Source organism: Nocardioides soli, assembly GCF_014191495.1.
Lineage (GTDB): Bacteria > Actinomycetota > Actinomycetes > Propionibacteriales > Nocardioidaceae > Nocardioides > Nocardioides soli.
On the sequence record NZ_JACHWR010000001.1, the window covers coordinates 1,327,280 to 1,347,160 of the forward strand.

At 73.0% G+C, this 19,881-nt stretch carries 17 protein-coding genes; 11 read left to right on the forward strand and 6 right to left on the reverse strand.

Features of this window, described 5'->3' with window-relative positions; genetic code table 11:
* Nucleotides 1-7: 7 nt before the first annotated feature.
* The 7 genes from FHU40_RS06740 (at nt 8) to FHU40_RS06770 (ending at nt 9,906) form a co-directional block, all read left to right on the forward strand.
* Nucleotides 8-1,261: a hypothetical protein gene (locus tag FHU40_RS06740; protein WP_183591456.1), complete on the forward strand. Its 1,254-nt coding sequence runs from the start codon at nt 8-10 to the stop codon at nt 1,259-1,261.
* Nucleotides 1,258-1,935 carry a hypothetical protein gene (locus tag FHU40_RS06745; protein ID WP_183591457.1) on the forward strand — a complete coding sequence of 226 codons (678 nt, stop codon included), beginning with the start codon at nt 1,258-1,260 and terminating at the stop codon, nt 1,933-1,935. The genes FHU40_RS06740 and FHU40_RS06745 overlap by 4 nt, the downstream gene beginning before the upstream one ends.
* Entirely contained in the window at nt 1,932-3,140 is a 1,209-nt protein-coding gene (locus FHU40_RS06750; protein ID WP_183591458.1) for a hypothetical protein, read from the forward strand. Before FHU40_RS06745 ends, FHU40_RS06750 begins: the two co-directional genes overlap by 4 nt.
* A 9-nt stretch (nt 3,141-3,149) precedes the next feature.
* The gene (locus FHU40_RS06755) at nt 3,150-3,650 is read left to right on the forward strand and encodes a PH domain-containing protein (protein ID WP_343057761.1); all 501 of its coding nucleotides are present in this window, start codon (nt 3,150-3,152) and stop codon (nt 3,648-3,650) included.
* On the forward strand, nt 3,647-5,203 hold the full coding sequence (locus tag FHU40_RS06760) for a PH domain-containing protein (protein ID WP_183591459.1): 1,557 nt from the start codon (nt 3,647-3,649) through the stop codon (nt 5,201-5,203). Before FHU40_RS06755 ends, FHU40_RS06760 begins: the two co-directional genes overlap by 4 nt.
* A 10-nt stretch (nt 5,204-5,213) precedes the next feature.
* A complete protein-coding gene (locus FHU40_RS06765) occupies nt 5,214-8,612 on the forward strand; it encodes a pyruvate carboxylase (protein WP_183591460.1) in 3,399 nt (1,132 codons plus the stop codon).
* Nucleotides 8,613-8,739: 127 nt separating this feature from the next.
* The gene (locus FHU40_RS06770; RefSeq protein ID WP_183591461.1) at nt 8,740-9,906 is read left to right on the forward strand and encodes a benzoate/H(+) symporter BenE family transporter; all 1,167 of its coding nucleotides are present in this window, start codon (nt 8,740-8,742) and stop codon (nt 9,904-9,906) included.
* On the opposite strand, the gene FHU40_RS06775 is transcribed toward FHU40_RS06770, so the two are convergent.
* The 4 genes from FHU40_RS06775 to lpdA all read right to left on the reverse strand — a co-directional run bounded on the left by FHU40_RS06775 (nt 9,887) and on the right by lpdA (nt 15,394).
* Nucleotides 9,887-11,104 carry a SpoIID/LytB domain-containing protein gene (locus FHU40_RS06775; protein WP_183591462.1) on the reverse strand — a complete coding sequence of 406 codons (1,218 nt, stop codon included), beginning with the start codon at nt 11,102-11,104 and terminating at the stop codon, nt 9,887-9,889. The two genes, FHU40_RS06770 and FHU40_RS06775, sit on opposite strands and share 20 nt — an antisense overlap.
* A 96-nt stretch (nt 11,105-11,200) precedes the next feature.
* Nucleotides 11,201-12,385, reverse strand: a complete 1,185-nt coding sequence (locus FHU40_RS06780; protein WP_183591463.1) for a SpoIID/LytB domain-containing protein — start codon at nt 12,383-12,385, stop codon at nt 11,201-11,203.
* Nucleotides 12,386-12,536: 151 nt separating this feature from the next.
* On the reverse strand, nt 12,537-13,934 hold the full coding sequence (locus FHU40_RS06785) for an NAD(P)H-quinone dehydrogenase (protein ID WP_183591464.1): 1,398 nt from the start codon (nt 13,932-13,934) through the stop codon (nt 12,537-12,539).
* 68 nt (nt 13,935-14,002) lie between these two features.
* Nucleotides 14,003-15,394 carry a dihydrolipoyl dehydrogenase gene (gene lpdA, locus FHU40_RS06790; protein WP_183591465.1) on the reverse strand — a complete coding sequence of 464 codons (1,392 nt, stop codon included), beginning with the start codon at nt 15,392-15,394 and terminating at the stop codon, nt 14,003-14,005.
* A gap of 59 nt (nt 15,395-15,453) precedes the next feature.
* On the opposite strand from lpdA, the gene FHU40_RS06795 reads away from it, so the two are divergent.
* The 3 genes from FHU40_RS06795 (at nt 15,454) to FHU40_RS06805 (ending at nt 17,122) form a co-directional block, all read left to right on the forward strand.
* Nucleotides 15,454-15,906, forward strand: coding sequence for a gamma-glutamylcyclotransferase family protein (locus tag FHU40_RS06795; RefSeq protein ID WP_183591466.1), 453 nt, complete (start codon nt 15,454-15,456; stop codon nt 15,904-15,906).
* 14 nt (nt 15,907-15,920) lie between these two features.
* Nucleotides 15,921-16,481, forward strand: a complete 561-nt coding sequence (locus FHU40_RS06800; protein WP_183591467.1) for a Uma2 family endonuclease — start codon at nt 15,921-15,923, stop codon at nt 16,479-16,481.
* A 74-nt stretch (nt 16,482-16,555) separates the two neighbouring features.
* On the forward strand, nt 16,556-17,122 hold the full coding sequence (locus tag FHU40_RS06805) for a Uma2 family endonuclease (RefSeq protein ID WP_246389978.1): 567 nt from the start codon (nt 16,556-16,558) through the stop codon (nt 17,120-17,122).
* 15 nt (nt 17,123-17,137) lie between these two features.
* On the opposite strand, the gene FHU40_RS06810 is transcribed toward FHU40_RS06805, so the two are convergent.
* The gene (locus FHU40_RS06810) at nt 17,138-17,527 is read right to left on the reverse strand and encodes a VOC family protein (RefSeq protein WP_183591468.1); all 390 of its coding nucleotides are present in this window, start codon (nt 17,525-17,527) and stop codon (nt 17,138-17,140) included.
* Between the two features lie 16 nt (nt 17,528-17,543).
* Between FHU40_RS06810 and FHU40_RS06815 the strand changes: the two genes are divergently transcribed.
* A complete protein-coding gene (locus tag FHU40_RS06815) occupies nt 17,544-18,395 on the forward strand; it encodes a purine-nucleoside phosphorylase (protein ID WP_183591469.1) in 852 nt (283 codons plus the stop codon).
* An 82-nt stretch (nt 18,396-18,477) separates the two neighbouring features.
* Here FHU40_RS06815 and FHU40_RS06820 read toward each other — a convergent pair whose 3' ends face one another.
* Nucleotides 18,478-19,869, reverse strand: a complete 1,392-nt coding sequence (locus tag FHU40_RS06820; protein WP_183591470.1) for an HtaA domain-containing protein — start codon at nt 19,867-19,869, stop codon at nt 18,478-18,480.
* Nucleotides 19,870-19,881 lie beyond the last annotated feature (12 nt).

A 19,881-nucleotide genomic window follows, 5' to 3' on the forward strand; every position in this document is an offset into this window, starting at 1 on the left:
CAACGCCATGCTGCTCTCGGGCGATGTCCCCTACCCGGACACGATCGACGCCCTGGAGCAGGCGCTGCGCCAGGACCACGTGATCGTCCAGGAGACGCGCGCGTCCGGCGACACCAGCGGGGCGATGGCCCGGATCGGCGAACTGGTGTCGCGACTGCCCTTCGCGGCGTACGTCGCCGTGATCGACGCGCCGCCCGACGTGGACGCCGGCATCGACTCGTCGCGCTTCCTCGCCACCGCGCTGAGCCGGCGGATCGGCGAGCCCGGTCTCTACGTCGTCTCGGCGAGCGGCAGCCCCACCGGCGTCCGGGTCATCGGCACGGGCTGGGACGAGACGCTCTTCAGCCTCCAGGCCAACACCGACAGCGACGCAGTCGAGGCCGCGAGCGGGAGCTACCTCCTCACCCCGACCGTCGACGTCGAGGCCGTGCTCCAGACCGCGCTCGCCGCCCCGCCGCAGAGCGAGGGACTCGACTACGAGGACGTCAGCCTCCCCGATACCGTCGTCGACGACCTCGCCGAACGGGAGCGGGACCTGCAACCGTACGAGCGGCCGAGCCGGTCCGACCTGGACGAGCCGCCGGAGCCGTGGAGCACCGGCAAGCGGTGGATGGTCGGGGTCGCCGTCGGCGCGGGCCTGCTGGCCGTGCTGCTCCAGAGCCTCGTCGGCTGGCCGGGCTGGCGTCGCCAGCGCGGCGACCGGACGAGCGACCGGCCGAGCACTCGGGCGAGGGCCGCCGGCAGTCCTGCGCCTCCCGACATCGAGACCCTGCGGGCCGAGGCGGGCACCCAGCTCACCGCGCTCGCCGAGACGCTGCCGACCGCGCCCGCCGGAGACCGGCACGACCGCGCCGCACTCGCGCGCGAGGTCGCCGAGCCACTGCTCGGCTCCGACGACGTCCTCGACGTCATGGGTGCGCTGGTGCTGGCCCGCGCCGGGCGCCGCGAGCTCGCCATCGCCCGGCGGCGCGCCACGGCGCCGTACGACGTCTGCTTCTTCGACCCGCGCCATGCCACCGCGACCCAGGTGGCCGAGTGGCGCTTCGGCGACAGCGCGGTCGAGGTGCCGGTGTGTCGCGCGTGCCGGAAGGCGGTGAGCTCCGGCCGGGAGCCCGAGACCCTGAAGGTACGCCGGCACGGGCGGCTCCAGCCCTACTACGAGGGCGACTCGGTCTGGGCGCAGACCGGCTTCGGCAGCCTCGCCGCCGACCTCGGCGACCTCGCCTCGCGCGTGGCCGCCGCGAGGGGGCGGTCGCGATGAGGGTCCTCGGTGCCCTGCTGGCGGTGGTCGTCGCGGTCGGGGTCGGGCTGTTCGCCGGCCTGGTCCCCGGGCACCACGCGGTGCCGCCGGAGGTCGACTTCGACGACGCCATCCTGGCCGCGGCGGCGCAGGAGCCGCCCGGCGACCGAGTGCAGGCGGCGATCGACGGCGTGCGGGAGACCGGCTTCTACGTCGGGCCGGAGCTGCGCGACGAGCTGACCGACGACGAGGTCGCCACCGTCGAGCGGATCATCGCCACGGCTCCCGTGCCGGTCTTCGTCGTCTGGTGGGCGGACACCGCCGACGCCGGCTACAACACGACGTACGCCGCGCTCGACCAGCTGCGGGTGGGGGTCGGCGAGGACGGCTACTACGCGGTGGTGACCCGGGGCAGCTACCCACTCCTGGGGGCCCTCGGCTACCGCGATCCCTACGTCGACGCCGACGGCAAGGGCCGCGCGGGCGCGGCCCTGGAGCGGCTCGTCGACGAGCTGGCGGCGGTGCCGCCGGAGCGCGAGTTCGAGGGCGGTGACACGCGCTCGGACTACTGGGGCGGCACCGGCGGCGGCATCGCGGCCGGCCTGCTCTTCGCGGCGATCGGCTACCTCGGGCTGCTGGCGGTCGTCGGCCTCGTCGGTGCGCTGTCCCGCTCCGCTCGTGAGGGCCGCGGATGACCCGGATCGACGAGGAGACCCTGCGACAGATCGAGGCCGAGCTCGGCGAGGACGGCGTCTGGGTCGCCCCCGAGCTCCGCGACCAGGTGCCGCACGACGTCGAGGCACAGATCGAGGCGGCGGCGGCCGAGGCGGACACGCCGACGTACGTCGCCCTCGTGGACCTCGACCACCGCGACCCGCTGACGCACGGCGACGCCGGGGAGCTCGCGAACTACATCCGCGACGACACCGGCCGCTCCGGCGTGTACGTCGGGCTCGAGCCGCAGTACGGCGACGACCCCTACGTCCTCGAGCTCACCAGCTTCCCCGACGACTCCGGGCTCTTCTACGCCGCGCGGGTCGCCTCGGCCGAGCACCCCGACGACCTCGGCGCCCAGGCGCTGCGGGTGCTCGAGCTGCTGAAGTCGGGCGACGCCGAGCGCCTCTACGAGCAGCTCGACCCCGAGGAGCGGTACCCCGGCGGCTCGTCCGGCGGGGACGACGGCGGGCTCGGCGCCGGAGCGCTGACCGGCATCGCCGTCGCGGTGCTCGCCCTGGTCGCCGTCGTCGTGACCGCGCGCCGTCGCCGGGCGCGGGCGCTGCCGGCCGCGCCCACCCCGACGGGGGCATCGTTCACGCTGCCGACCGCCGTGCTCAGCACCGTCCGGGCCGCCGAGGACCGCCGCACCGAGGGCCGGGCCCAGGCCGACGTGCTCGCTCTCGGCGAGGCGATCGACGCCGCCGAGCTCGACCCCCGGCACAGCGCGGGCCTGCCCGCGTGGCAGGCGGCGCTCGACCACTACGACGTCGCGCGCCGCATCCTGGACCGCGACCACTCGCCCGCCGACGCCGTCGGCGCGATCGTGCTGGCCGGGCGGGGACGCTCCGCACTCGCCGCGGCCGTCGACGGTCGCGGCTGGGAGCCCGCGCCGAACTGCTACTTCAACCCACTGCACGAGGGCGCCACGACACCGGTGCTCTGGCGCGACGGCGAGTCCGGTGTCCGGGTGCCCGCCTGTGAGCGGTGCGCTCGCGCGGTGACCGGGGGCACCGAGCCCGACGACGTGCTCGACTTCGTCGCCGACGGGCGGCCGGCGCACTACTTCAAGCTCGACCTGGGCGCGTGGAGCCGCACCGGCTACGGCGCCCTCGACGGCGACCTCCTCGGGCGGCTGCTCGAGTCGGGCCGACGGGGTCGGAGCCGCCGCCGCTCCGCCCCGTAGGCTCGGGTCGTGACGGACTCCGAGGCCCGGCCACGCCTGCGCGAGCCCCGCCAGCGGGTGAGCCCCCGGGCGCGGCTGATGTGGGCGACGTCGGCGGGGCTCGAGGCGGTCGTGCTGGTCGCGGTCCTCGCCGTGGTCGGCCCGATCACCGACTGGCTCCCGATCCCCGGCTGGCTGGTCGCGCTGGTCGGCGTCCTCGCCGCGGCGTACGTCGTGGTGATGCCGCTCTGGCGCTACCGGGTGCACCGCTGGGAGGTCACCGACACCGCCGTCTACACCCAGACCGGCTGGTGGGTGCGTGAACGGCGGATCGCGCCCATGTCGCGGATCCAGACCGTCGACCACGCCGAGGGCGCGATCGCGCGGCTCTTCGGGCTCGCCACCGTCACCGTCACCACGGCCTCGGCCGCCGGAGCACTCGAGATCGTCGGACTCGACCGCGGCCGCGCCCTCGAGCTGGTCGACCAGCTCGCGGTGCAGGCCGACACCGTGCCGGGCGACGCGACGTGACCGATCCCGAGACCGCACCGGAGACCCCGGAGGCCGGCGGGATCCCGGTGGCCGCGGAGGACGTCGCCTGGCGCCGGCTCGACCCGCGGATGCTGCTGATCTACCCGGTGCGCGAGCTGGTGCGCTTCCTGCCCGCGCTGCTGGCCATCTTCATCGCCGGCACCGCCGCCGGCCGGACCGACTGGTGGCACGGGCTCGGCATCGCGATCCCGGTCGCGCTCGGCCTGCTGCGGTACTTCACGACGTACTACCGGATCACCGCCGCCCGGGTCGAGCTGCGCCGCGGCCTGGTCAACCGGCACCTGCTGTCGACGCCGCTCGACCGGGTGCGCACCGTCGACGTCACCGCCTCGCTCACCCATCGGCTGCTGGGGCTCACCACGGTGCGGATCGGCACCGGCACGGCTTCGACCGACGACGAGGACCACCTCGACCTCGACGGCCTGCCGGTCGAGCACGCCCGGCGGCTCCGTGCCGAGCTGCTCCGACTCGGCGACGCCGGGAGCGAGGCCGCGCCCACCGACCGCGTGGTCGTGCGCTTCGACCCCGCCTGGGTGCGGTTCGCCCCGCTGACGACCACCGGCCTGGTGCTGGCCGGCGGTGCCCTCGGCGTGGCGGCCCAGACGCTCAACGCCGTCGGCGGCTTCGACGACCTCGACGCCGAGGGCATCGTCAACGGCGCGACCGGATGGTCGATCTGGCTCGCAGTGCCGATCGGGCTGGTGCTGCTGGCCATCCTCGTCTCCGCGCTGGCCATCACCGGGTACGTCGTCACCAACTGGGGCTTCACGCTCACCCACACCGGCCCCCGACGCCACGGCGCCTGGCACCTGCGCCGCGGCCTGCTCACCACCCGGGAGACGACCGTCGACGACGAGCGCGTCAGCGGCGTGAGCATCGCGGACCCGCTCGCGCTGCGGGCCGCGCGCGGGGCGCGCGTCTCGGCGATCGTGACCGGCCTGGACCGCGGCCGGTCGGCCAGCTCGCTGCTGGCACCGCCCTGTCCGCGCCCGGTGGTCGACCGGGTTGCGGCCGAGGTGCTGGGCACCGTCGCACCGGTGCAGACGCCGCTCACCGGCCACGGACCCCGCGCCCGGGGGCGCCGCTACACCAGGGCGTCCGGACCGGTGCTCGTCGCGCTCGCGGTCGTCGTGGGTGCCGTCGCCGCCGGCGTGCTCGACACCTGGTGGCTGGTCACGCTGCTCGCGCTCCCGGCGGCGCTCCTGCTCGCCCACGACCGGGCCGCCGCACTCGGTCACGCGCTGGTCGACCGGCACCTGGTCGCGCGCTCGGGCAGCCTCGATCGCCGGCGCGAGGCGCTCGCGGTGCGCGGCGTGATCGGCTGGAACCTGCGCGCCTCGTGGTTCCAGCGCCGGGCCGGCCTGACGACGCTGGTCGCGACCACGGCCGGCGGGCGGCAGGCGGTGACCGTGCTCGACGTACCGGTGGACACGGCGGTGGCACTCGCCCACGACGCGATGCCCGAGTTGCTCGGGCAGTTCCTCGTCTCGCCGGAGACGAGCGCGCCGTCGCCCGCCGCGCCGGGCTTATAGCGTGTCCGCCATGTTCTCCAAGGTACTGGTGGCCAACCGGGGCGAGATCGCGATCCGAGCGTTCCGCGCGGCCTATGAGCTGGGTGCGCGCACCGTCGCGGTCTTCCCCTACGAGGACCGCTGGTCCGAGCACCGGTTGAAGGCCGACGAGGCCTACGAGATCGGTGAGCGGGGCCACCCGGTGCGCGCCTACCTCGACCCCGAGGCGATCGTCGCGGTCGCGGTGCGGGCCGGTGCGGACGCCGTCTACCCGGGCTACGGCTTCCTGTCGGAGAACCCCGCGCTCGCCGAGGCGTGCGCCAACGCGGGCATCACCTTCATCGGTCCGACCTCCGAGGTGCTGGAGCTGACCGGCAACAAGGCGCGCGCGGTCGCCGCTGCCAAGGCGGCCGGCGTCCCGACGCTGGCGAGCGTCGAGCCCTCGACCGACCCGGACACGCTGATCGCGGCGGCCGCCGACCTGCCCTACCCGCTCTTCGTCAAGGCCGTGGCGGGCGGCGGCGGGCGCGGCATGCGGCGGGTCGACAACCCGAAGGACCTGCGCGACGCCGTCGAGACCTGCATGCGCGAGGCGGAGGGCGCCTTCGGCGACCCGACCGTCTTCATCGAGCAGGCCGTCGTCGACCCGCGGCACATCGAGGTGCAGATCCTCGCCGACGGCGCGGGCAACGTGATCCACCTCTTCGAGCGCGACTGCTCGGTGCAGCGGCGGCACCAGAAGGTCGTCGAGATCGCCCCGGCGCCCAACCTCGACCCGGAGCTGCGGGACCGGATGTGTGCCGACGCGGTGCGCTTCGCCCAGGAGATCGGCTACCGCAACGCCGGCACCGTGGAGTTCCTGCTCGATCCGCAGGGCAACTACGTCTTCATCGAGATGAACCCGCGCATCCAGGTCGAGCACACCGTGACCGAGGAGGTCACCGACGTCGACCTCGTGCAGTCGCAGCTGCGGATCGCCTCCGGCGAGACGCTGGCCGACCTCGAGCTCGCGCAGGACACGGTCCAGCTGCGCGGCGCGGCGCTGCAGTGCCGGATCACCACCGAGGACCCCGCGAACAACTTCCGTCCCGACACCGGCGTGATCACGACGTACCGCTCCCCCGGCGGCGGCGGCGTCCGCGTCGACGGTGGCACGACGTACACCGGCGCGGAGGTCTCCGCGCACTTCGACTCGATGCTGGCCAAGCTCACCTGTCGCGGACGCACCTTCGAGAAGGCCGTCGAGAAGGCGCGCCGAGCGGTGGCGGAGTTCCGGATCCGCGGCGTCTCCACCAACATCCCGTTCCTGCAGGCGGTGCTCGCCGACCCCGACTTCGCGGCCGGCCGGGTGACGACGTCGTTCATCGAGACGCACCCGCAGCTGCTCCAGGCGCGCGGGTCGGGCGACCGCGGCAGCAAGCTGCTCAGCTACCTCGCCGACGTGACCGTGAACCAGCCGCACGGCGCGGCGCCGGTCAGCCTCGACCCGGTCGCGAAGCTGCCGGCGGTCAACCTCGACGTGCCCGCGCCCGACGGCACTCGGCAGCTGCTGCTCGAGGTCGGCCCGGCCGAGTTCGCGCGCCGGCTGCGCGCACAGAACGACGTCGCCGTCACCGACACGACCTTCCGCGACGCCCACCAGTCCCTGCTCGCGACCCGGGTGCGCACCCGCGACCTGCTCGCGGTCGCCGGCCACGTCGCGCGCACGACGCCGGAGCTGTGGTCGCTGGAGTGCTGGGGCGGCGCGACGTACGACGTGGCGCTGCGCTTCCTCGCCGAGGACCCGTGGGAGCGGCTCGCCGCCCTGCGCCAGGCGGTGCCGAACATCTGCCTCCAGATGCTGCTGCGCGGTCGCAACACCGTCGGCTACACGCCGTACCCGACCGACGTGACCAACGCCTTCGTCGAGGAGGCGGCCGCGACCGGCATCGACGTGTTCCGGGTCTTCGACGCCCTCAACGACGTCGAGCAGATGCGCCCGGCGATCGAGGCGGTCCGGGCGACCGGCACCGCGGTCGCCGAGGTCGCCCTGTGCTACACCGGCGACCTGTCCGACCCCGCCGAGTCGCTCTACACGCTCGACTACTACCTGCGGCTGGCCGACGAGATCGTCGCGGCCGGCGCGCACGTGCTCGCGATCAAGGACATGGCCGGCCTGCTGCGCGCGCCGGCGGCGCGGACCCTGGTGACCGCGCTGCGCGAGCGCTTCGACCTGCCCGTGCACCTGCACACCCACGACACCGCCGGTGGCCAGCTCGCGACGCTGGTCGCGGCGATCGAGGCCGGGGTCGACGCCGTCGACGCCGCGTCCGCGTCGATGGCCGGCACCACCTCCCAGCCACCGCTCTCGGCCCTGGTCTCGGCGACCGACCACAGCGACCGCGAGACCGGCCTGTCGCTGGGCGCCGTCAACGCCCTCGAGCCCTACTGGGAGGCGACCCGGCGGGTCTACGCGCCGTTCGAGTCCGGCCTGCCCTCGCCCACCGGCCGGGTCTACCGGCACGAGATCCCCGGCGGTCAGCTCTCCAACCTGCGCCAGCAGGCGATCGCGCTCGGCCTCGGCGAGAAGTTCGAGCAGATCGAGGACATGTACGCCGCCGCCAACGACATCCTCGGCAACGTCCCGAAGGTGACGCCCTCGTCGAAGGTCATCGGCGACCTCGCGCTGCACCTGGTGGCCGTCGGCGCCGACCCGGCCGAGTTCGCCGAGAACCCCGGCCGGTTCGACATCCCCGACTCCGTCATCGGCTTCCTCAACGGCGAGCTCGGCGACCCGCCGGGCGGCTGGCCCGAGCCGTTCCGCACCAAGGCGCTCGAGGGCCGCAAGCACAAGCCGCCGCTCGAGACCCTCACCGACGAGCAGCGGGAGGCTCTCGACGGTGAGCGCCACACCACCAACCCGCGCCGCCGCCGGATGCTCAACGAGCTGCTCTTCCCCGGCCCGACCCGGGAGTTCACCGAGTCGCGCGCGACGTACGGCGACCTGTCGGTGGTGCCGACCCGGGAGTACCTCTACGGCCTGCGCCAGGGCGTCGAGCACACCGTCGAGCTCGAGGAGGGCAAGACCCTGCTCTTCGGCATCCAGGCGATCAGCGACGCCGACGAGCGCGGCATCCGCACGGTGCTGGCCACGATCAACGGCCAGCTCCGCCCGGTCAACGTGCGCGACCGCTCCATCGCGGCCGAGGTCGCCGCGGCCGAGAAGGCCGACAGCGGCCAGCCCGGCCACGTCGCCGCGCCGTTCCAGGGCGTCGTGACCGTGGTCGTCGCCCCGGGCGACAAGGTCGCCGCCGGCGACACCGTCGCGACCATCGAGGCCATGAAGATGGAGGCCTCGATCACCGCCCCCGTCGCCGGGACCGTCGAGCGGATCGCGCTCTCCGGCACCCAGGCCGTCGACGGCGGCGACCTGGTGCTCGTGCTCTCGTAGGTTCGGTCGTGTCGGGGCGGGAGTCGGCGCTGGCGCAGGCGTTGCGGGACTGCCCGCGAAGTACGCCGGGGCGGTCGACGACTGCATCGCGCCCGCTCGTCCCGGGGCGCCACGGTGGGAGTCGGGCGTGACCGATCAGGAGGGCACGCCGGTCGTCGCCGGCATCGTCACCGCGGTCGTGGGCACGAGCAGCTCGTTCGTGGTCGTGCTGGCCGGGCTCGCCGCCGTCGGGGCGACGCCGGAGCAGGCCGCGTCCGGATTCCTCACCCTGCTGATCACCCAGGCGCTCGGCATGCTCTGGCTCTCCGTCCGGCACCGGGCGCCGATCACTCTCGCCTGGTCGACGCCGGGTGCCGCGCTGCTGATCTCGACCGGCGTCGTGACCGGTGGCTGGCCCGCGGCTGTCGGAGCGTTCGTCGTCACCGGCCTGCTCGTCGTGCTCACCGGCCTGGTCCCGGCCCTGGGCGACCTGGTCTCGCGCATCCCGACGTCGCTCGCCCGGGCGATGCTCGCCGGGGTGCTCGTGCCGATCTGCCTCGAACCGGTCACGGGGCTCGCCGACTCCCCGGCGTACGTCGCGCCCGTGGTGCTCGCCTGGCTGGTCATGCACCGGATCTCGCGGCGGTGGGCGGTGCCGGTCTCGCTGGCCGTAGCGCTGATCGTGGTGGTGGTCGCGGCGGGGTCGTCGGTGGCGGCGGCCGACCTGGTCCCCTCGGCCACGTGGACCACCCCGCACTGGACCCTCCAGGCCGTCGTGAGCATCGGCGTGCCGCTCTACGTCGTGACGATGGCCTCGCAGAACGTGCCCGGCGTCGCGATCGCCGCGAGCTACGGGTACGCCGTGCCGTGGCGCGAGGCCATGACCGTGACCGGGATCGGCACGGTCGCCGGCGCCCCCTTCGGCGGACACGCGATCAACCTGGCGGCGATCACCGCCGCGCTGACGGCCGGACCAACGGCCGGACCCGACCGCAGTCGCCGCTGGATCGCCGCCGTGACCGCGTCGGCGACCTACCTCGTGCTCGCGCTCTGCTGCGCCGCCCTGACGGCACTGGTCGCCGCGGCACCCGGCGACGTGATGCAGGCGGCGGCGGGCCTGGCCCTGCTCGGCACGCTCGCGGCGTCGCTCGCCGGCGCACTCGCCGACGAGGACGGCCGCGAGGCGGCCGTCGTGTGCTTCATCGTGGCCGCCTCGGGCGTGACCGTGCTCGGTGTCGGCGCGGCGTTCTGGGCGCTGGTCGCCGGGCTCGTGCTCCGGCCGTTGCTGCGGGTGGTCAGCCCGGCGCGATCGTGAGGGTCAGCCAGGTCGAGCGCAGCCCGAGCGCCGAGCGGAAGCTGTCTCCGCTCACGGTCACCTGACCGGCGCTGCCGGTCAGGGTGATCGAGCCGACCCGGCCGCCCCAGGCGCCGTTGCCGTCGCGCGAGGTGATCTCGATGCGCCGCAGGTCGCCGACGGCCGGCCACGCCTGCTCCAGCCGGGTGTCGGCGAGCACGATCTTCCAGGCATGCACCGGGTTGCCCGCCCAGCCGTCGTACGGGTCCTCGCGCGCCGGCAGGTAGGGCATCGAGCCCGCGGCCGTCCAGCCGCCGCTGCTCGAGCCGAACTGGGTGAAGGCCGGCTCGCCGGAGCTGGTCAGGATCTGGGTCCGGGTGTCCCGGATCGCCCGGTTGGCGCTCGGGTGCTCGGCGGCGACCCCGCCATAGACCTGGCAGGAGGTCGTGTCGCAGATCTGGTACGCCGAGGACCGCGGGTGCGCGCGCTCGTACGCCGCGTAGGTGCGCGCCGCGACCGCCTGGGCACGCACCGCCTCGGTACTCCACGTCGCCGGAAGCTCGAGCGGGACGACCCCGCGCAGGTACTTCTCGAGGCGCAGCTCGTTGACGGTCGCGCGGGTGCCGGTGGAGGTGATCCCGGTGCGCAGCCGGCCGCGATAGGCGCGCTCCCCCGACGGCGTCACCAGGGTGATCGGCCGGCCGCCCGCGAAGAACTCGCCGGTGCCGCGCAGGGTCGTGTAGGGGTACCAGCGGTCGGTGCGGTAGGAGACCCGGCCGACGCCGGCCCGGCCGGTGACCACCCGCCAGGCGGTGGCGCCGTTCTCGGGCAACAGGGTCCGCCCGCGGACCTGGGTGTCCTTGATCGTGAGACCGGCGCGGGCGCGGACCACGAGGTCGCGCGGCGTGGTGTCGGCGGTGAGCTGCACGGACACCCGCCCGGCGGCGGTGCCCCACTGGGTGCCCGGGTAGTAGAACTCGGTGATCTGCTGGTAGGTGAGGCCCTGGCGCGCGGCCCCCTCCGCGCCGTACTGGGACATGCCGTGGCCGTGGCCGTAGCCGTGCCCGCTGATGGTGATCCGCGCCGCGGCCGGCACGTCCCAGCCGCCGGCGCGTCGCTCGGCGGCAGCGCCGGCCGGCCCGGCGGACGCCACCGTCGCCGAGAGCGTCAGGGCGCCGGCCAGGAGGCCGACGCGCAGGGGCGCGGTGCTGCGACGCATGAGGTCCTCGGGGCTTGAAGTGGCGGATGGTGCGAGTGTGACGAGCCATCGCACCATGCTCCGAGCGGCCCCGCAATGTGAACCGGAGAACTACACTTATGTAATTTCGAAGAGCGTGGAGCGCAGCCCCATCCAGCTCCGGAAGTCGTCGCCGGAGACCGTGTGGGTGCCACCGGTGCCGGTCACCGTGACCTCCAGCGCCCGGCCGCCGTACGGGCCGCGGCCGTCGCGGGCGGTGACCGCGATCGACACCAGGTCGCCCATCCCCGGCCAGTTGCGGGTGATGTCCGACGCGGTGAAGGTGGTGGCCTTCGGGTCCTCACCGAGGACGCCGGTGTCGAAGGGGTCCTCCTCCGCGCGCAGGTAGGGGTAGCCGCCGTCGATGCTCCAGCCGCCGTTGCTCGCCGAGAACTGGGCGAAGATCGGGCGGCCCTGGAGGCTGACCACCTTGCGTCGGGTCGCCGTGATGGCACGATCCGTCTGCGGAGTCTCGTCGGCGACCCCGCCGTAGACCTGGCAGGCGTCGGTATCGCACAGGTCATAGGGGCGGTGCCGGTTGTCGCGGCGCTCGAAGGCCGCGTACGTGCGCGCCGCCACGGCCTGCGACCGAAGCGCGTGAGCCGGCCACGACGGGAAGACTTCGCGGGGCACGACGCCGCGCAGGTAGGAGTCGATCGGCAGCACGTTGACGGTGTTGCGCTTGCTGCCCGAGTCGTTGACGGAGGTGGAGCGCAGGGCGCCGCGGTACGTCGCCCGTCCGCCGGGGATCTTGAGGACGATCGGCTGGCCGCCGGCGGAGAACTCGGCGTCGCCTCGGGCGGTGCGCCAGTGGTGCCACGTGCGGGTCTTGAACGAGACCTTCGAGCGATGCCCGGCCGGCTGGATCCGCCACGCCTGCACGTGCTTGCCCCGGATCTTGGCCGGCAGCCGCCAGGTCCGGCCGACGCCGAGCGAGCGCAGCCTCAGCCCGGCTCGGGCCCGCACGACCACGTCGCGGGAGGTGTCGTCGGTGAGCTGGATCCGGATCTTGCCGCCGGCGGTGCCCCACTTCGTGCCGGGGTAGTAGTGCCGCACGATCTCGCGCCAGCTCTGGCCCGCCTCGGCGCGGGCACGGGCGCCGTACTGCGAGAGGCCCTTGCCGTGTCCCCAGCCGACCGTGGTGATCGTGACGCTGTCGAGCCTGCGCCGGTCGGGCTTCGCCGGGCCGGCGTCGGCCGGCGCGGCGGTGGCGGCGAGCGCCAGGGTCACGGACAGGGCGACGGCAGCGCGCCGGATCGACATCGGACCTCCCGAGAAGCGGACGGAGCGGTCAGGTTAGCGGGGACGCGCAAGCGGACACGCTGCTGGTGGTCGAGCGAGCCGCGCGACCGAGCCTGCGAGGTCGCGACCGGCGTGTCGAGGCAACGGACCGCCTCAAGGCGGGCTCCGAGGCTCAGATGCGGTGCAGGCGGCGCGCGGCCTCGGCCAGCGAGCCGCTCATCGACGGGTAGACCGTGAACGCCTGGGCGAGCTGGTCGGCCGTCAGCGACTCGGCGACCGCGATCGAGACCGGGTGGATCAGCTCGCTGGCGCGCGGGCCGACCACGACGCCTCCGACGACGTTGCCGGTGCCGGGGCGGCAGAGCAGCTTCACGAAGCCGTCGCGGACGCCCTGCATCTTGGCGCGCGGGTTGCCCGAGAGCGGCAGCATCACGACCTCGGCCTGGATCTCGCCCGCGTCGACGGCCTGCTGCGACCAGCCGACCGTGGCGATCTCGGGCGCCGTGAAGACGTTGGAGGACACCGTCTTCAGGTCGAGCGGATGCACGGTGTCGCCGAGGAAGTGCCACATCGCGATCCGGCCCTGCATCGCCGCCACGCTGGCGAGCATCAGCACGCCGGTGCAGTCGCCGGCGGCGTACACACCGCGAGCGGAGGTGCGCGAGACCCGGTCGACGTTGACGAAGCCGCCGTTCTTGGTGACGACGCCGGCCTCCTCGAGGCCGAGATCCTCGGTGTTGGGCACCGAGCCCAGCGCCAGGATGCAGTGGGAGCCCTGGACGGTGCGGCCGTCGGTGAGGGTCACGGTGACGACGTCGCCGTCGCGGGTGACCGACTCCATGCGCGACTTGGAGAGCACGTTCATGCCGCGCCGGGTCAGCACGTCCTCGAGCACCTTGGCGGCGTCGGCGTCCTCGCCGGGCAGCACCCGGTCGCGGCTGGAGACCAGCGTGACCGGGATGCCGAGGTTGAGGTAGGCGCTGGCGAACTCCGCGCCGGTGACGCCGGAGCCGACGACGATCAGCTCGGTCGGCACCTCGGTGAGGTCGTAGACCTGCTCCCAGGTGAGGATCCGCTCGCCGTCCGGCTGCGCGGTCGGGAGCGTGCGCGGCGCGGCTCCCGTCGCGACCAGGACCGCGTCGGCCTCGAGCGTCCGCTCGCCGCCGTCGGCCAGACTCGCGACGACCCGGCCCGGACCGTCCAGCCGGCCGCGGCCGTGGACCAGCGTGACGCCGTCGCGGGTGAGTCGCCGCTCGATGTCGGAGGACTGGTCGGCGGCGAGCTGCTTCACCCGCTTGTTGACGCGGGCCAGGTCGACCCGGATCGAGGTGGCGGCGTCGCCCCCGGCGTCGAGGAAGGTCACCCCGAGCTCGGCCGCTCCGGCCAGCTCGCTCATCACCTCGGCCGTGGCGATCAGGGTCTTGCTGGGCACGCAGTCGGTGAGCACGGCGGAGCCGCCCACGCCGTCCGTGTCGACGATGGTGACCTCGGCGCCGAGCTGCGCGGCGACGTGCGCCGCCTCGTAGCCGCCGGGACCGCCCCCGATGATGACGACCCGTTCATCGGCCATAGTGGCGCTTCCTTTCGTCTCACCGGGCCTCGATACGCCGCATCGCCCTCAGCCGCGGCGACTGCTCGTCACAAGTTGATCATGTGGCCGGCGATGCCCTCGACGGCCTCCTTCATCGCCTCCGACAGCGTCGGGTGCGCGAAGACGTTGCGGGCCACCTCGTCGGCGGTGAGGTCCCACTGCTGGGCCAGCGTCAGCGCCGGCAGCAGCTCGGTGACCTCCGGGCCGATCATGTGGGCGCCGACGATCTCGTTGTACTCGGCGTCCGCCACGATCTTCACGAAGCCGACGCCCTCGGCCATGCCGCGGGCCTTGCCGTTGGCCGAGAACGGGAACGACGCGACCTTCACGTCGTACCCCTTCTCCTTGGCCTGCTCCTCGGAGTAGCCGAACGACGCGATCTGCGGCTGGCAGAACGTCGCGCGCGGGATCATGTCGAAGTCGATCTCCATGGTCTCGGCGCCGGCGATGGTCTCGGCCGCGACGACGCCCATCGCCTCGGCGGTGTGGGCGAGCATCAGCTTCCCGGTGACGTCGCCGATGGCGTAGATGTTGGGCACGTTGGTGCGGCCGCGGGCGTCGACCGCGATCGCACCGCGGTCGGTGAGCTCGATGCCGGCGTTCTCGAGGCCGTAGCCCTCGACGCGCGGGGCGAAGCCGAACGCCGCGAGCATCCGGTCGGCCTCGAGCACCTCGGTGTTGCCGTCCTTGCTCACCGTCACCTTGACGCCGCTGCCGGTGTCCTCGACGTTCTCGACCTTGGTGGACAGCAGCACCTTCACGCCGAGCTTCTTGTAGTGCTTGAGCAGTTCCTTGGAGACGTCGGCGTCCTCGGTCGGGACCATCCGGTCCAGGAACTCCACGATCGTCACGTCGACCCCGAAGTTCGCCAGCACGTAGGCGAACTCCACCCCGATCGCACCGGAGCCGCCGATGATGACGCTGCCCGGGAGCTCGCTGTCGAGGATCTGCTCCTCGTAGGTGACGACGTTCGCGCTCTTGCTCATGCCCGGCAGCATCCGGACCGTGGCGCCGGTGGCGACGATCAGGTTGTCGAAGGTGTAGGACGTCGTGGCGCCGTCCTTGTCGACCTCGACCTCGGTCGGGGACTTGATCGTGCCCCAGCCGTCGAGCTCGGTGATCTTGTTCTTCTTCATCAGGTAGTGGACGCCCTTGGCGCTGGCCTCGGCGACGCCGCGGCTGCGCTGGTGGGTCTTCCCGAAGTCCATCGACGCATCGCCGCTGATCCCGAAGGTGTCCTTCTCCTTCGTGATGATGTGGGCGATCTCCGCGTTGCGCAGCAGCGCCTTCGACGGGATGCAGCCGACGTTGAGGCAGACGCCGCCCCAGTACTTCTCCTCGATGACGGCGACGGTCTGGCCGAGCTGCGCGGCACGGATCGCGGCGACGTACCCACCGGGGCCGGCGCCGAGGACGAGGGTGTTGAAGTGGGTGCTCACGCACGTCAGCCTACTGACGTGAACACGGTCACTCCGCACCGCTCCACTACTCTGCACGAGTGACGCTTTACGCCGCCTACGGGACCAACCTCGATCCCGCGCGGATGGGTGAGCGCGCCCCGCACTCACCGCTCTCGACGGTGGGGTGGCTCCAGGGCTGGCGGCTCACGTTCGGCGGCGAGGAGCACGGCTGGGACGGCGCGCTGCCGACGATCGTCGAGGACCCGATCGACCAGGTCTTCGTCGCGGTGTACGACGTCACCCGCGAGGACGAGTCGACGCTCGACGGCTGGGAGGCCGCCGACTCCGGCCTCTACCGCAAGACCAAGGTCCGGGTCGCCACGATGACCGGCTCGGTGGTCGCCTGGACCTACGTCCTGGACGCCTACGAGGGCGGGCTGCCCTCCGCGTCGTACCTCGGGATCATGGCCGACGCCGCTGAGGCGGCCGACGCCCCGGCCGACTACGTCGCCGCCCTGCGCAACCGGCCCTGCCGGTCGACCGGGTTATGACGCACCATACCTGTATGACCACGCTTCTCCGGCACGACGTGATCGTGCGTGAGGGCCCCTACACCCGCGCAGAGCGAGACGCGGTGCCGCCGAACGGTCGCCACCATGAGCTCCTCGACGGGGTCCTGGTGATGACTCCGGCCCAAGGCGTCCGGCATCAGTCGATCGTCGGCAGCCTGGCGATCCTGCTGGCGGATCACGCGCCTCGTGATTGCAAGGTTCTACTCGGACCCTTCGACGTCGCGCTCGGCCCGGCGAGCATTCTCCAGCCCGACGTCCTGGTCGGCCGGCGAACCGACTTCACCGAGATCGATCTGCCGACCGCGCCGCTTCTCGCCGTTGAGGTGCTCTCCCCCTCCACCCGGCTCTTCGACCTCGGCCGCAAGAAGGAGCTCCTCGCCGAGGCCGGCTGCCCGTCGTACTGGACCATCGACCCCACCCGTCCGGAGCTCACCGTCTGGCAGCTCGACAACGACCGGTACGTCGCAGCCGAGCTCGTCGGGCCCGACGACACCTGGACCGCCACCGCGCCCTACCCGGTGACCATCACCCCGCGCGACCTCATCGACGACTGAGCACCCTGTGGATGACGACCGACGCCGTCCGGCGTGATCGCCGACGCTGGTGGGCATGGACCACAGGAGGCACCATGGAGACCATGACCCTGTCCCGCGCCGACGTCATCGTCCGCGAGGGCCCCTACACCCGGGCCGAACGCGACGCCCTGCCCGACGACGGCCGACGCCATGAGCTCCTCGACGGGGTGCTGGTGATGAGCCCGGCCCCGAGCATCCGGCATCAGCGCATCGTGTTCCGACTCGCCGTCACCCTCGACGCGGCCGCGCCGAAGACACACATCGTGCTGGTCGCTCCGACCGATGTCACTCTCGGCCCGACGACCGTGCTCGAACCCGACGTCCTGGTCGGCCGGCGAACCGACTTCACCGAGATCGATCTGCCGACCGCGCCGCTGCTCGCCGTCGAGGTGCTCTCCCCCTCCACCCGGCTCTTCGACCTCGGCCGCAAGAAGGAGCTCCTCGCCGAGGCCGGCTGCCCGTCGTACTGGACCATCGACCCCACCCGTCCGGAGCTCACCGTCTGGCAGCTGACCGACGGCCAGTACGTCGCAGCCGAGGTCGTCGGGCCCGACGACACCTGGACCGCCACCGCGCCCTACCCGGTGACCATCACCCCGCGCGACCTGCTCGACGACTGACGCGGCAGGGTTGCCTCAGGCCGGCGGGGCCGTGTGGCAGACCGCCTCCACGTTGTTGCCGTCGGGGTCGCGCACGAAGGCGCCGTAGTAGCCCTCGTGGTACTCCGGCCAGTTCCGGGGCTCGTGCAGCACCTCGGCACCGAGGGAGACGGCGGCGTCGAAGAAGGCACGGACGGCGTCGGCCGACTCCGCCTGGAAGGCGACGTGCACCTCGCGGTTGGGTCCGGACGAGGGGCCGCCCTCGGGCTGGGTGCCGATCCAGAAGTCCGGCTTGCCCGGAACGCCGTATCCGATGGCGACCTCGAAGTCCAGGACCCGGCCGAAGCCCAGGACCCCGAGCACCTTGTCGTAGAACGCCGACGACGCGGCCAGGTCGGAGCAGTTGATGCCGAAGTGATCGATCATCCGCTCATCCTGCCGGATGCTGGCGTTGCGGCGGGAGCGGTTTAGAGTCGCCGATGTGACCCACGCAGCAACCCCCGAGTCCCCGTACGAGCTCGCCGACCAGGCCGCCCGGCGTCTCGCCGAGCTGACCGGAGTCGAGCGTCACGACATCGCACTCGTGCTCGGCTCGGGCTGGCTGCCCGCGGTCGACGCTCTCGGCGAGGCGACCGCCGAGATCGACACCACCGACCTGCCGGGCTTCAGCGCGGCCGCGGTCGCCGGCCACTCCGGCAAGATCCGCTCGATCAGGTCCGGCGACCGACAGCTGCTCGTCTTCCTGAGCCGCACCCACTTCTACGAGGGCAAGGGTGTCGACGCGGTCGTCCACGGCGTGCGTACGGCGGCGCGCGCGGGCTGCCGCGCGATCGTGCTCACCAACGGGTGCGGCGGGCTCAAGGAGACCTGGACGCCGGGCACCCCGGTGCTCATCTCCGACCACATCAACCTCACCGGCCGGAGCCCGATCGTCGGCGCGACCTTCGTCGATCTCACCGACCTGTACAGCTCCCGGCTCCGCGCCCTGTGCCGCGAGGTGGACTCCAGCCTCGACGAGGGCGTCTACGTGCAGTTCCCCGGCCCCCACTACGAGACGCCCGCGGAGGTGCGGATGGCCGGCATCCTGGGCGGTCAGCTGGTCGGCATGAGCACGACGCTCGAGGCCATCGCCGCGCGCGAGGCCGGCATGGAGGTGCTCGGCATCAGCCTGGTCACCAACCTGGCCGCCGGCATCAGCGACCAGCCGCTCGACCACGCCGAGGTCCTCGAGGCCGGCCGCGCCGCCGCGTCCCGGATGGGCGACCTGCTCGGCCGCGTCGTACCGCGGATCTGAGGCCCGCCGTCCGGCCGCCGACTCCGACACGCACGAGCCGGCGGCACCCGGGTGGGTACCGCCGGCCTGCGCAGGGTGCTGCTTACTTCTTCGCCTTGGCCTTCTTCGCCTTCTTGACCTTCAGCTTCAGCGCCTTGGTGCCGTTGGTGTAGACGTCGTCGGCGGAGGTGAAGGCGACCTTGACCTTCCACTTGCCGGCCTGCAGCTTCGGCAGCTTGACGACGGCCTTGCCGTTCTTCAGCGTCGCGCTCCGCTTCTTGGCGACCTTGCCCTTCTTGAGGGTGACCTTGACCTTGCCGGCGGGCGTGAGCGAGCCGCCCTTGACCGCCACCGCGAGCTTGCCGGCCTTCGCGGTCGTGACCTTCTTCTTGACCTTGGCGGTGACCTTGGCCTTCGCGGTCAGCTTGCTCCAGTCGAGCGACACCGCGGTCTGGGTGTCCTGGCTCGTGGTCGAGTGGCCGTGGGCGCGCCACGTGTAGAGCGCGTACGCCGTGCCCTTCTCGAGCTTGTCGGCACCGGCTGTGAGCGTGGTGCTGAACGCGTTGGCCTTGATCGCCGACGCCGGCACCCACTGCGCGGCGACGAACTTGTCCATGTCGGTCTGCGAGCCGGTGGCGGGCAGGCCGCCGGCCGGCGCCAGGCCCACGTAGACGCCGTCGTCACCGGGGTTGCCGTCGGTGGGCAGGAAGCCCTTGCCCTCGACCGCGAACGAGACGCTCTGCTTGGCATAGGTCGCGGTCGTGGTGACGGACTTGGCGACGTTCGCGTACGACGCCGTGAACGCGGCCGGCGCCTTCTTGTCCGAGCCGGTGGTCCAGTAGAAGTGCGCCCGGACCCCGCTGGTGATCTGGCCGAGGAAGGTCGGGGCGAACGACTTCCCGTCGACCGGTCGGCCGGCGGTGATGCCGAGCGCCGTCGCCTGCGGGCTGTCAGCGGGCAGTACGCCGGCCCAGTCCGGCGTCGCCGCGATCGAGCCGGTGGACCACTTGGTGGCCGCGTCGAAGGTGGTCACCACGACCCGCGCGGGCGAGGTGCTCGCCTCGGCCGAGCCCATGGCGGCGGCGTTCCAGGCCGAGACCAGGGCCGTGATCGTCCCCTCGCCCGCGGCGTCGACGGTCACCGCCGGGTCCTCGATCTTGACCCAGTAGAACGGATTGCCGGCGTTCACGAAGGTGCCCTTGACGGCCCCGTCGTACTGGACGGTGCCCGCACCCGTCGCCGGGTCGACCACCGACGAGACGGCCGGGAACGTGATCACGCCGGCGGCGTCCTCCGTCGCGCCGTCCGCGAGCTCGTGGGTCGACAGGTGGTCGTCGAACTGCTCGGAGATCTCCCACGCGAACGACCCGGTCGCGGCGGAGGCGGTACTGGGCGATGCCGACTGCGCCGGCGCCGTGCCGACTACCAGCGCGGTCGATGCCACCGCGCCGGCGGCGACGAACGCCAGCCCGCGGAGGCGCTTGTGCTGAGACATGCGGTTTCCTTT